The organism is Corynebacterium sp. (assembly GCF_030538285.1).
Classification (GTDB): domain Bacteria; phylum Actinomycetota; class Actinomycetes; order Mycobacteriales; family Mycobacteriaceae; genus Corynebacterium.
On sequence record NZ_JAUNUG010000025.1, the window covers coordinates 1 to 12,297 of the forward strand.

Sequence of the window (12,297 nt, forward strand, 5' to 3'; positions counted from 1 at the left end):
CGAGCGCCCCAGAACGACACACCGTCGCACTGGGGCGCTCGCATTCCCGATTCCAGACATTGCCCGATCGAAGTCCTGGCAGCATCTTAGAATCGCCGACTACTGGCACCTGTCAATGCAGGTATTGTCCGGTTACTTCACCAGCTGTCGAAGATGTCGTAGTGCAATTGGGGATAGGGATTGTATCCTGCTAGTGACTTTTTCCTTGTCTGTTCCCGAAGGTAGTTACTTGAGCGATTTGCGCCGTACCACGCCCGCAAGTCGCCCCACCTCGCAGTTCCTTTTTAGCCTCGGATTGTTCTTATTGCCTCCGATGGTGGAAAATGGCTTCATGTCTGATCGCCCGAACCGTGACCACCAGAACAATCCCCGTGGGGGCCGCCCGCAGCGCGGCGGCCCGCGCCGCCGTGATGAGCGGGGAGGGGGACGCGACGGTGAGTGGCGCGATCGTCGAGAAGCAGGCAACCGGGAGGAGCGACGGGGACGTCCGGGAGGGGAGCGTCGACACGCACAGCGCGCCGGCGCCGAGCGGTCCTCCCACAACCGTTCCGCCCCGCAACGCTCGGGCTTCCGCGAGGAACGCCTCAACAAGCGGATGACGGAACCGGACCTGCCGGATGACATTGACATCCACGATCTGGATCCGCTGGTGCTCCAGGACCTGAAGGTCCTGAGCAAGGACAACGCTGACGCGGTGGCCAAGCATATGTTTATGGCGGCCACGCTGATGGAAGATGATCCGAAGTTGGCGCTGCGTCACGCTCGCGCTGCGAAGGATCGGGCGGGCCGCGTGGCTGTCGCCCGTGAAACCAACGGCATCGCCGCCTACCGTGCCGGTGAGTGGCGTGAGGCTCTGTCCGAGTTGCGGGCCGCCCGCCGTATGTCCGGGGGACCCGGCTTCATGGCCGTCATGGCGGACTGTGAGCGTGGCCTCGGCCGCCCGGAGAAGGCCGTGGAGATGGGGCGCTCCGAGGAGGCCCGTCAGCTGGATCGCGAGGGAGCGGTGGAGCTGGGTATCGTCATCGCCGGTGCGCGGCTGGATATGAACCAGCCCGAGAGCGCTGTGGTGACTCTGCAGCGTCTCAACCCTGATCTTTCCTCTTCTGGCAGCATCAACGCCCGCCTGTCCTACGCCTACGCCGATGCGCTGGCCGCGGCGGGCCGGGTCGATGAGGCGAAGGAGTGGTTCGCTCACGCGGACAAGATCGACGAGGAGGACCTGCTCGACGCCGCCGAGCGTCTGCAGGCGCTGTAAGCTTGGGCACCATGAGTCTTCTGCGCGCCCACGATGCCCTGCTCTTAGATCTCGACGGCACCGTCTGGGAAGGGGGACGCGCCATTGACGGCGCGGTGGACACCATCACTGCCGCCGGACTGCCGGCCGTCTACATCACCAACAACGCCATGCGTGCCCCGCAGGTCGTCGCCGAGAAGCTGCAGGCGATTGGTCTCAACGCCAGCGACACTGATGTGGTCACCGCCGCTCAGGCCGCCATCGACCTGGCTGCGGAGCACCTGCAGCCGGGCGACCCGGTCTACGTGGTGGGTACTCCGTCCTTCAAGGAGCTGGCCAGCGCGGCTGGCTACCGTGTCGTCGATTCGGCGGACGAGCACCCCAAGGCGGTGCTGCAGGGCCTGGACCCGGAGGCGACCTGGGCGGTGCTCTCCGAGGCTGCTCTGGCCATTCGGGCTGGCTCCACCTACGTTGCCTCCAATCTGGACACTACCCTCCCGGACCCGCGCGGTCTGCTCGTGGGCAATGGTTCCATGGTCGCGGCCGTGGTTTCTGCTACCGGAGTGACCCCGCTCTCGGCCGGTAAGCCGCAGGGCGCGATGTTTGTCACCGCGGCGCAGCGGGTCGGCGCGCAGGCGCCTTTGACCGTCGGCGATCGCCTCGACACCGACATCGAGGGCGCCAATGCCGCCGGCATGCCTTCCCTGCATGTTCTCACCGGTGTGTCCGGGCACATCGCCCTTCTGGAGGCCGTGAAGGAGCAGCGCCCGACATATATCGCCGAGGATATGCGCGCCCTCAACGAGGATCCCGCCACCTTGCGCCCCGGCGCCCAAGGCGGTTTCACCGCCCGTGTCGACGGCAATGACATCCTGCTCGAGCGCGGTAACCCGGATTCCACCTCCATTCAGGCGCTGCGCACGGTGCTCGAGGTGGCGTGGTCGATGAAACGCCCCGCAGACCTTATTCGCCCGATCAGTGAGGACGCCGCCCGCGTCGTCGCCCAATGGTGGTGACCTGCGGTGATCACCCCCGGCGATCTGGTGCGGGCGCGACCGGAGGACGTCGAGAAGCAATTGGCCGACATCCTCGCTGAAACCCCCGCAAGTCTGCCCGAGGAGGCGGATCAACTCACCCGCGCGCATTCCGTGCTGCAGCGCGCTCTCCAGGAGGGACACTGATGGCGCCTTCGCGCAGGCGGCTGGACGCTGAGCTGGTCCGCCGCAAGATCGCCCGCTCCCGCGAACAGGCGGTGGACATGATCAAGGCAGGCCGGGTGCACGTCGGAGGGTTCCCGGCGCTCAAACCGGCCACGGTCGTCGAACCGGAGGTCTCCATCCGCGTCGAGGAGGCCGCCGAGGAGGACTGGGCCTCGCGCGGGGCCCACAAGCTCTTGGGCGCGCTGGAGGCCTTCGAGCCGCAGGGCCTTGCCGTGGCCGGCAAGAAGGTCCTCGATGCCGGCGCCTCGACCGGCGGTTTCACGGACGTGCTGTTGCGCCGGGACGCCGCCGAGGTCGTCGCCGCCGACGTCGGCTACGGCCAGCTCATCTGGCGGCTGCAGAATGATCCGCGCGTCCGCGTGCTCGACCGCACCAATGTCCGCACTATCACGCCCGAGCAGACCGGCGGCCTTTGCGACATGATGGTCGGCGACCTATCTTTCATTTCCCTGCGGCTGACCCTGCCCGCGATCGTCGATTGCCTGCGCGAGGGCGCTGATCTGCTGCCCATGGTCAAGCCGCAGTTCGAGGTGGGCAAGGACCGGCTCGGCTCGGGTGGGGTGGTGCGCAGTCCGCAGCTGCGGACTGAAGTTACCCGCGAGGTCGCCGAGTTCGCCGCCACCTTAGGCTTGAGTTGCCGCGGGGTGGTGGCCTCTCCGCTGCCGGGCCCGAGCGGGAACGTAGAATACTTTCTGTGGCTGATCAAGGACGGTGGCGCCAGCGCCCCGGATCCCGATCAGCTGGAGAACATGATCGTCGAGGCAGTGCAGGAGGGTCCGCAGTGACTGAGCAACGTGAGGTGCTGCTGGTCCCGCACACCGGGCGCAGTAAGAATCTTTCGGCCGCCGAGCGGACCGCCGAGCTTCTCGACGCCGCGGGCATCACCGTCCGCGTCCTCGTCCACCAGGATGGCCGCCCGCTGGAGGGCAGCGCGATCCTCTCGCCGCTGCAGCGCGTCACCCATACTGCCGACGCCGCGGAGGGCTGTGAGCTGGTGCTCGTCCTCGGTGGCGATGGTACTTTCCTGCGTGCCGCCGATCTGGCACATGCCGTCGACGTGCCGGTGCTCGGCATCAACCTGGGCCACGTCGGCTTCCTCGCCGAGTGGGAGGCCGAGTCCCTCGACGCCGCGATCCAGCGCGTCATCGACCGCACCTACCGCGTCGAGGACCGCATGACCGTCGACGTCACGGTGTTGGACAATGACCTGGAGGTCATCGGCCGCGGCTGGGCGCTCAACGAGGTCAGCGTAGAGAACCTCAACCGCCGCGGCGTGCTGGATGCCATCCTCGAGGTCGACGGTCGGCCCGTCTCCTCCTTCGGATGCGACGGCGTACTCATCTCCACTCCGACCGGGTCCACCGCCTACGCTTTCTCAGCGGGCGGGCCGGTGCTGTGGCCGGAGCTCGATGCCATCCTGGTGGTGCCGAATAACGCTCATGCCCTGTTTACCAAGCCGCTGGTGGTGTCACCGCATTCGACGGTCGCGGTGGAATCCAACCCCGATGCCTCCCCGGCGATGGCCGTCATGGATGGGTTCCGCCCCATCCCCATGCCTCCCGGTTCGCGGGTCGAGGTGGTCCGCGGTGCCCGCCCGGTGCGCTGGGTGCGTCTGGATGACTCCACCTTCACCGACCGCCTGGTGACCAAGCTGCGCCTGCCGGTCTCCGGGTGGCGCGGCCCGCGTACCCAGCAGAAATAGGTTTCATGCTCGCTGATATCGCCATCGAGAACCTCGGTGTCATCCCCTCGGCCTCCGCGGAACTGTCTGAGGGGTTGACCGTGCTCACCGGTGAGACCGGTGCCGGAAAGACCATGGTGGTCACCGGCCTGCGTCTGCTGGCCGGCGGGCGCGCCGACGCCTCCCGGGTGCGCTCCGGGGCGCAGCAGGCCGTCGTCGAGGGACGTTTTGTGACCTCCGCGCTGCCCACTGATACGGCCTCCCAGGTCGCCGAGCTTGTCGACGCCGCCGGCGGCACTCCCGATGAGAACGGCGAGTTTATCGCCTCCCGTACGGTCTCCGCGGCTGGGCGTTCCCGCGCGCATCTGGGGGGACGCTCCGTCCCGGCGGCAACGCTCGCGGAATTCACGGCACCCCTGCTGACGATTCACGGCCAAAACGATCAGCTGCGCCTGCTCGCGCCCGAGCAGCAGCTGGCGGCACTAGACCGCTTTGACCCGGCCATCGCGCCGCTGTTGGACACCTACCGGCAGGCGTGGCGGGCCTGGCGCGATCTGGCCAAGGACCTGCGCGCGCGTACCGAGTCCCGCCGCGAACTCGCCCAGGAGATCGACCGCCTGCAGTTCGCCCTCGATGAGATCGACGCGGTCGAACCAGAACCCGGCGAGGATGCGGAGCTACTCACCTCGATCCGTCGCCTTCAGGACGTGGACACACTCCGCGAAGAGGCCACCACCGCGCTGGCCGCCATCGACGGCCCGGAGGCCCTGGGTGGCTACGCGGAGGAGGACCCGGCCTCTACGTTGCTGGGCCGCGCTGAAGCCGCCCTCAGCGCTTCCGAGGACACCGACCTGCGCGAGCTGGGGGAGCGACTGGCCGCCATCACCAGCCAGCTCGGTGACATCGCCGCGGAGTTGGGCGGTTTCCTCTCCGATCTGCCCGCCGATCCCTCTCTGCTGGAGGAGTCGCTACAGCGCCAGCAACAGCTCAAAATGCTCACCCGCAAATATGCCCCGGACATCGACGGTGTGCTGGCCTGGCGCGACAAGGCCCGCAAGCGCCTCGCGCGGATCGACATCTCCTCCGAGGCCCTCGACGAGCTGAAGAAGCAGGTCGCCGCGGCCGAAAAGAAAATGAAGGCTGCTGCGAAGAAGCTCAGCGCCGCCCGCCGCACTGCGGCCGCGACCCTGGCCGAGCAGGTCACCGCCGAGCTGCAGGGTCTGGCCATGGCCAAAGCCCGGTTGGCAGTCGATGTCCGCAGCATTGAGCCGGGGCGGGAAGGTGCCGATGAGGTGGAACTCATGCTCGCCCCCAACTCGGGTACCGAACCACGCCCCCTGGCTTCCAGCGCTTCCGGTGGTGAGCTCTCTCGCGTCATGCTGGCGCTGGAGGTCATTCTCTCCGCTGGGACGCAGGGTGCGACGCTGGTCTTCGATGAAGTCGACGCCGGGGTGGGCGGGCGCGCTGCCGTGGAGATCGGGCGGCGCCTGGCTCGATTGGCTCTGGACAACCAGGTCATCGTCGTGACGCATCTGCCGCAGGTGGCGGCCTACGCTGACACACACCTGCACGTCGCGAAGAATGTCGGCGACGACACGGTGACCTCGGGCGTGCTCACCTTGAGCCCGCAGGAACGCGTCGAGGAGCTGGCGCGGATGCTCGCCGGACTGGACGACACGGACACCGGTCGGGCGCATGCGGCCGAGCTGCTGGAACGGGCCGCGCAGGAACGGCGCGCCTTCACCACCTGACGGGCCCCGGCCGTCACAATGGCCACATGAGTCTGTTCTCCCGCACCGCCGACCTGCCCGGTCTGCAGGGCGCCCTCCGCGACTGCACTGCCGGGGGCAAAGGCGCACGTCGCCTGCGCGCCGGTGACATCGCCGTGATTGATACTGCCGACATTTCGCGTCGCGAAGCACAGGCGCTTATCGACGCCCGCCCCGCCGCCGTCATCAACATGTCCCGCTTCTCCACCGGCGCGGTCCCGAACTTCGGCCCGCACATGCTGCTGGAATCCGAGGTCCTGCTCATCGAGGACACCGGCCCCGAACTCGGCGCCGCCCTCAAGGACGGCAAGAAGGCCCGTATTACCGACGACGGTGTCATCCACCTCGGGGAACGCAAGATCGGTGCGGGGCAGGTGGTTAGCGCTGCTGACGTGGAGGCCACCTTCGCTGATGCGCAGCAGTCGCTGGTCGACCACATGGAGGCGTTCTTCGGCAATACCATCCAGTTCATCCACTCCGAGGGGCCGCTGCTTATCGACGGCCTCGGGATCCCCGACACCGGCGCCGAGATCGCGGGGCGTAAGGCGCTCGTCGTCAGCCCCGGGCCAGACCACCGCAATGAGGTGAAGCTGTTGCGCAACTTCATCCGCGAATACGACCCGGTCATCATCGGTGTCGACGCCGCCGCCGACACACTCCTGGAGTTGGGCTATAAGCCGGATCTCATCGTCGGCAACCCGGCCGGCATCGGGGCGGACACCCTGCGCAGCGGCGCGCGCGTCGTCCTGCCCGCCGATCCCGACGGCCACGCCGCCGGCCTGGAGCGCATCCAGGACCTCGGCGTCGGCGCGATGACTTTCCCGTCTGCCACGGATTCGGCCACCGACCTGGCGCTGCTGCTCGCCGACTTCCACGGCGCGCAGATCATCGTCAGCGCTGGCAGCCATTTCGACCTGGATGGCGTGTTCTCCAACGAACCCGAGGCCACCCCGACCGCGATGCTCACGCGGGCCAAGCTCGGCCGTCGCCTCGTCGACGCCGGAGCCATCACCGATCTCTACACCGTGAGCTCCGGGAAGGGCCTGGCGTGGCTGTGGGCGATCCTCGGCATCCTGGTGGCGATCGCCGCCATCGTCCTCATCGTCGGGTTGACCGGCGGCGGCAGCTTCACCGATAACCTCATCAACACCTGGAACAGCATCGCGCTGACCTTCCAGGGCTGGTTCCAGTAGGGGAGTGACACACATGGCACGACGTAACTCTTCCGGACGGGCCGGCTGGCTCATCGGCGGCCTCGGCTTTGGCGTGGCCGCGGGTGTGGCCCTAGGCACGCTCGTCATCGCCCCGAACATGCCTGATGGCCCGGATTCCGCTCCGGCGGAGCCCGAAACCAATGAACGCGCCGAGATCGCGGAGGCGCAGGCGGCATCCGCTGACAGTGTCATCGCGGAGCTGTCGAGCTCTGCCGTTGCTGACACCCTCGCAGATCGCCCCGTCCTGGTGATCCGCACCGCGGACGCCGTTGAGGAAGACGTGGCAGGCGTGCAGTCCCTGCTTGCCGACGCCGCCGCCATCGACGCTGGCACCATCACCTTGCACGAGTCCTTCCTGGGTGCCGAGGGCGCCGACCAGCTCAAATCCATCGTGGCGAACACCCTGCCCGCCGGCGCGCAGCTCTCCGAGGACCGCCTCGATCCCGGTGTCCACGCCGGGGAGGCGCTCGGCTCCGTGCTGCTGCTGAATGCGGAGAGCGGCGAGGAGCAGGCCACCTCCGAGGAGCGCGGTCTGCTGCTGCGTGCGCTGCGGGAGGCCGAGCTTCTCGACTACGAGGACGGCACGATCCTCCCCGCCCAGGTCATCGTGGTGGTCACCGGCGACGCTTCCGAAGGCTTGTCCTCGCGCACCCTGGCTGATTTCGTCGAGGCCCTCGATGGCCGCGGCAACGGCACGGTCCTCGCCGGGCGCATCCACACCGCCGCCGACACCGGCGCGGTCGGTCTGCTGCGCGCGGGGGAGACGGGTGTGTCCACCGTCGATTCCGTCGACCGGGCCGTAGGCCGCATGGCGACGGTCCTGGCAGTCCGCGAGCAGCTTGAGGGCGAGGTGGGGGCCTACGGCTCCGCCGAGTCCGCAGAGGCAGCCAGCCCGGCGCCCTAAGCTATATCTCCTCATAGATAGGTCGAGTAGGCCGCCTGTCCGGGGCGGGGTCTACTCGACCTATCCATTGGGTGATATGCCTGTGGCGGGCCAGTTGATTCCTATCTGTCGATAGATAGGATATTCTGGTGGTCCATGAGCCAACACATCATTGTCACCGGAGGAGTCGTCTCCTCTCTCGGTAAGGGGCTGACCGCCGCCAGCCTGGGACGCCTGCTCACGGACCGGGGGTTGCGGGTCACCATGCAGAAGCTCGACCCCTACCTCAACGTCGACCCCGGCACCATGAACCCCTTTGAGCATGGCGAGGTCTTCGTCACCGAGGACGGAGCCGAGACGGACCTCGACCTCGGCCACTACGAACGTTTCCTGGACCGGAACCTTAGCCGCATGGCGAATGTCACCACTGGCGCGGTGTACTCCGAGGTCATCGCCCGCGAACGACAGGGCGGCTACCTGGGCAAAACGGTCCAGGTCATTCCGCACATCACCGATGAGATCCGCGACCGGATCGTGGATGCCGGCGGGGACGACATCGACGTGGTCATCACCGAGATCGGCGGCACCGTCGGTGATATCGAGTCCCTGCCTTTCCTCGAGGCCGCCCGCCAGCTGCGGCACGTCGTCGGCCGTCGCAACATCGCCTTCATCCACGTCTCGCTGGTGCCCTGGCTGGCACCTTCGGGTGAGCTGAAGACCAAGCCCACCCAGCATTCGGTGGCCACGCTGCGCTCCATCGGCATCCAGCCGGACTCCATCGTCTTGCGCTGTGACCGGGAGGTCCCGGCCGGGCTGAAGGGGAAGATTGCCCTGATGTGCGACGTCGAGAAGCAGGGCGTGATTTCCTGCGCAGACGCACCCAGCATCTACGACATCCCGGGTGTCCTGCACGAGCAGGGCCTGGATTCTTTCCTCATCGACCTCCTCGGCCTGCCCGCAGCCGAACCTGATTCCCGCACCTGGGATGACCTGCTCACACGCGTGCGCAACCCGGAAGGCGAGGTCACGGTGGGCATCGTCGGCAAGTACACCGACCTGCCGGACGCCTACCTCTCTGTCGTCGAGGCTGTGCATGCCGCAGGATTCCATCATCGAGTAGCCACACGCATCAAGTGGATCTCTGCCGAGAACCCGGACCTGGAGGGCATCGACGCCGTCATCATCCCCGGCGGCTTCGGGTCCCGCGGTGTCGAGGGCAAGATCGACACCGTCCGCCACTGCCGGGAAAACGATATCCCGCTGCTGGGCATCTGCCTGGGCTTGCAGGCCGTGGTCATTGAGGCCGCCCGTACCGCCGGGTTGACGGGAGCCAACTCGACGGAAGTAGACCCGGACACCGACACCCCGGTCATCGCCGTCATGGAAGATCAAAAGGACATCGCCGAGCTGGGCGGCACGATGCGCCTCGGCGCGTATCCGGCGCGGCTGGCGGCGGGGTCGGTCGTCGAGAAGCTCTATGGAACGACTGACATCAGCGAACGCCACCGCCACCGTTACGAAGTTAACAACGCCTACCGCGATGCCATCACCGTGGGTTCCGGCCTGGTCTTTTCCGGGACCTCGCCGGATGGGCAACTGGTCGAATTCGTCGAGTATCCGGAGCACCGTTTTCTCGTGGCCACCCAGGCGCACCCCGAGTACGCCTCCCGGCCCACGCGCGCCCACCCACTGTTCATCGGATTGGTGGCTGCGGCGCTAGATTAGGGGACATGAGCGAGCCTGGAATCCACGAATTCGACATCCTCCACTCCGAGCTGTTGCTCGAGTCACCGATTATCGCCGTGCGCCGCGACACCCTGGCCATGCCCGGCGGTGGGACCGGTCGCCGGGAGATCGTCGAGCACTTCGGCGCCGTCGCTGTCGTCGCCGTCCGCGAGGGCCAGGTCGCGCTCGTGCGCCAGTACCGGCACAGCGTGAAAGCCAGGTTGTGGGAGCTGCCGGCCGGGCTTCTCGACGCCGCCGGGGAAGCCGAGATCACCACCGCCCAGCGCGAACTCGCCGAGGAGGCGGGGCTGGCGGCGAAGCGGTGGGAGGTGCTCTGCGACCTGGTCACCTCACCCGGCTTCTGCGAGGAAACCGTCCGCGTGTTCTTAGCCCGCGAGCTTTCCGACGTCGACCGGGGGGAAGTCGAACACGAAGAGGCCGACATGACCCTGTCGTGGTTCCCGCTTGAGGAGGCGCGCGCGATGATCCTGCGAGGTGAGATCATCAACTCCATCGCCATCTCCGGGTTGTTGTCTGCCTCCGAGGTGCTCGCCGGGCGGGCGGAACCCCGCAGCGTCGACGCTCCCTTCCCGTGGCGACCGACGTCACTCGCCACGCGCCGTGAGGGCCCGGATCTGAAGAAGATGACGTGAGGGATTTCGCCCAGACCTGGCTCGACCACCTGGCAGTGGAACGTGGCCTGTCCGCCAACACATTGAGCAACTATCGACGCGACCTGGACCGCTACCTCGACTGGCTGGAGGATGCCGGACGGAGTTCACTGGGAGAGGTGGCCACCGCCGACGTGGAGGCCTACGTCGCCGATCTGCGACGCTCCGGCCTGGCGGCCAGCTCCGCGGGACGCGCCCTCGTCGTCGCCCGCGGCCTGCACAAATTCGCCGTCCAGGAGGGGGCGGTGGGAGTGGACGTCGCGGCCGATGTCTCCCCGCCATCCACCGGCCGGCACCTACCCGACACCTTGAGCATCGACGAGGTCACCCAGCTTCTCGACGCCATCCCCACCACCGATCCCCTTGACCTGCGCGATAAAGCGCTGCTCGAAATGCTTTACGGCACCGGGGCCCGTATCAGCGAGGTACTGTCGCTGGCCGTTGACGATCTCAGCGACTGCGAGGGCATCCTCCGCATCACCGGCAAAGGCAACAAACAGCGCATCGTGCCTGTCGGATCGAAAGCCCTGGAGGCGGTCGACGCTTACCTCGTCCGCGGGCGCCCCGCACTCGCGCGCGGAAAGTCCCACGCCCTGCTGCTCAACACCCGAGGGGGAGCGCTGTCGCGGCAAAGCGCTTGGGGCATCCTCAAGAACTCCGCGGCCCGCGCGGGCCTGGACAAAGACATCTCCCCGCACACACTTCGCCACTCCTACGCCACCCACCTGCTCGAAGGCGGCGCCGACGTCCGCGTCGTCCAGGAACTCCTTGGACACTCCTCGGTGACCACCACCCAGATCTACACCCACGTCACCGCCGAGAACCTGCGTCAGGTGTGGCGGGAGGCGCACCCACGGGCGTGATCATTCTTTTGCTGTGCGTTCCTCCCACAGCTTGGTGAGGGCCTCGCGAGTAAGCTCCTGGGAGTGCCAGCGACGGAATATGCCCGCGGTGCCCGTGCGCATAAGTGCCACCGCAAGGGCGCGGGCCGATTGGAGCACCTGAGGATCGGTTTCCAGGACGTCGCGGAGACGGCCAGTCTCGTACTCCACGAAAGTCACCTCGGCTTTGGGGTACGTGAAGTTCCAGGTGTGGACGGTCAAGCTATCTGGGCCGTCGTAGGCCCATTCATAGACATCGCCGGATTCAGAGTTCTCCAATTCCGGCCAGGGAAATGTGTTGAGCACACTGCATACCTCGACATCTTGCAGGCAGCGCAGCATTTCCAGCACTCCCACATTGATCGTGTAGTAGCGGCCGCCATTAGTGGAGGGTGTATCGGAGATTGTCCAATATTTCTCGACGGTGCTCAGCGGATCGGGAATCACCAGATCAACGAAAGTAGCTATGTCGCGCAGGCAGGGTTCGTAGGCCGGGAGCTGGGTCATTCTCGACGACCCAGGAGGTAGCTTTGCGATGGTGCGGTCGAGCTCGTCGGCAGATACTAGCGTGGTTTCCCGATCGAGGAACTCGGAGTCCGCCCAATGGAACTGATCCTGCGGCGGGATGAACGCATCCAATGGTGACGGTTGGTCATGGTAAAGATTGAGGCTCCTGTTTCGGAGCTTCTTATCGTCTCTTTGAAACTGACGGATGAGTGCAGCCTCTTTCACGTGAAGTTCGTCTCGAGGATAGGGCGTGAACGAGACGTGAGTGATGTCGGTCCACGCAGGGTGGTGCGAGGTGTCCCAACAGTGATTAGCGAAGCGTTTGCGAACATCGCGTGCCTGACCGACGTAGAACTCACCGTTGTCGAACTCGAGGACATAAATCCCGCAGCATTCTTCTTCGGCCAGGATGGCGTTGATGGTGGTGAGCCCGTGGACCGCCCACCGGCGGGAAGCAGAGGAAGTCAGGGTATTGTCCTTTCTCACCGTGCCTTACAACTACTTTCCACCCT

11 protein-coding genes and 1 pseudogene are annotated in these 12,297 nt (G+C 66.5%); 11 read left to right on the forward strand and 1 reads right to left on the reverse strand.

Going from position 1 to position 12,297, the window contains the following annotated elements; all coding sequences use genetic code 11:
- Positions 1–445: 445 nt before the first annotated feature.
- The 11 genes and pseudogenes from Q4G50_RS09195 to xerD form a co-directional block, all read left to right on the forward strand.
- Positions 446–1,255: pseudogene (locus tag Q4G50_RS09195) on the forward strand (hypothetical protein); the annotation flags it as partial.
- An 11-nt stretch (positions 1,256–1,266) separates the two neighbouring features.
- A complete protein-coding gene (locus tag Q4G50_RS09200) occupies positions 1,267–2,250 on the forward strand; it encodes an HAD-IIA family hydrolase (protein WP_303377363.1) in 984 nt (327 codons plus the stop codon).
- Between the two features lie 6 nt (positions 2,251–2,256).
- Complete coding sequence (locus tag Q4G50_RS09205; RefSeq protein WP_303377364.1) at positions 2,257–2,415, forward strand: hypothetical protein; 159 nt, start codon at positions 2,257–2,259, stop codon at positions 2,413–2,415.
- The gene (locus tag Q4G50_RS09210) at positions 2,415–3,239 is read left to right on the forward strand and encodes a TlyA family RNA methyltransferase (RefSeq protein ID WP_303377365.1); all 825 of its coding nucleotides are present in this window, start codon (positions 2,415–2,417) and stop codon (positions 3,237–3,239) included. The genes Q4G50_RS09205 and Q4G50_RS09210 overlap by 1 nt, the downstream gene beginning before the upstream one ends.
- Positions 3,236–4,156, forward strand: a complete 921-nt coding sequence (locus Q4G50_RS09215; protein ID WP_303377366.1) for an NAD kinase — start codon at positions 3,236–3,238, stop codon at positions 4,154–4,156. Before Q4G50_RS09210 ends, Q4G50_RS09215 begins: the two co-directional genes overlap by 4 nt.
- A gap of 5 nt (positions 4,157–4,161) precedes the next feature.
- On the forward strand, positions 4,162–5,886 hold the full coding sequence (gene recN / locus Q4G50_RS09220) for a DNA repair protein RecN (protein ID WP_303377367.1): 1,725 nt from the start codon (positions 4,162–4,164) through the stop codon (positions 5,884–5,886).
- A gap of 26 nt (positions 5,887–5,912) precedes the next feature.
- Positions 5,913–7,097 carry a putative cytokinetic ring protein SteA gene (gene steA, locus Q4G50_RS09225; RefSeq protein WP_303377368.1) on the forward strand — a complete coding sequence of 395 codons (1,185 nt, stop codon included), beginning with the start codon at positions 5,913–5,915 and terminating at the stop codon, positions 7,095–7,097.
- 13 nt (positions 7,098–7,110) lie between these two features.
- Positions 7,111–8,022: a copper transporter gene (locus Q4G50_RS09230; protein WP_303377369.1), complete on the forward strand. Its 912-nt coding sequence runs from the start codon at positions 7,111–7,113 to the stop codon at positions 8,020–8,022.
- Between the two features lie 135 nt (positions 8,023–8,157).
- Positions 8,158–9,726, forward strand: a complete 1,569-nt coding sequence (locus Q4G50_RS09235; protein ID WP_303377370.1) for a CTP synthase — start codon at positions 8,158–8,160, stop codon at positions 9,724–9,726.
- A 5-nt stretch (positions 9,727–9,731) separates the two neighbouring features.
- The gene (locus Q4G50_RS09240) at positions 9,732–10,379 is read left to right on the forward strand and encodes an NUDIX hydrolase (RefSeq protein ID WP_303377371.1); all 648 of its coding nucleotides are present in this window, start codon (positions 9,732–9,734) and stop codon (positions 10,377–10,379) included.
- Positions 10,376–11,260, forward strand: a complete 885-nt coding sequence (xerD, locus tag Q4G50_RS09245) for a site-specific tyrosine recombinase XerD (RefSeq protein ID WP_303377372.1) — start codon at positions 10,376–10,378, stop codon at positions 11,258–11,260. The genes Q4G50_RS09240 and xerD overlap by 4 nt, the downstream gene beginning before the upstream one ends.
- Here xerD and Q4G50_RS09250 read toward each other — a convergent pair whose 3' ends face one another.
- Positions 11,261–12,271, reverse strand: a complete 1,011-nt coding sequence (locus tag Q4G50_RS09250; RefSeq protein ID WP_303377373.1) for a GIY-YIG nuclease family protein — start codon at positions 12,269–12,271, stop codon at positions 11,261–11,263.
- Between the last annotated feature and the right edge of the window lie 26 nt (positions 12,272–12,297).

Excerpts from the sequence above, each read along its gene's own strand:
- Q4G50_RS09200 (WP_303377363.1), top strand. The coding sequence starts at position 1,267 with ATGAGTCTTCTGCGCGCCCACGATGCCCTGCTCTTAGATCTCGACGGC.
- Q4G50_RS09210 (WP_303377365.1), top strand. The coding sequence starts at position 2,415 with ATGGCGCCTTCGCGCAGGCGGCTGGACGCTGAGCTGGTCCGCCGCAAG.
- recN (WP_303377367.1), top strand. The coding sequence starts at position 4,162 with ATGCTCGCTGATATCGCCATCGAGAACCTCGGTGTCATCCCCTCGGCC.
- steA (WP_303377368.1), top strand. The coding sequence starts at position 5,913 with ATGAGTCTGTTCTCCCGCACCGCCGACCTGCCCGGTCTGCAGGGCGCC.
- Q4G50_RS09230 (WP_303377369.1), top strand. The coding sequence starts at position 7,111 with ATGGCACGACGTAACTCTTCCGGACGGGCCGGCTGGCTCATCGGCGGC.
- Q4G50_RS09235 (WP_303377370.1), top strand. The coding sequence starts at position 8,158 with ATGAGCCAACACATCATTGTCACCGGAGGAGTCGTCTCCTCTCTCGGT.
- Q4G50_RS09240 (WP_303377371.1), top strand. The coding sequence starts at position 9,732 with ATGAGCGAGCCTGGAATCCACGAATTCGACATCCTCCACTCCGAGCTG.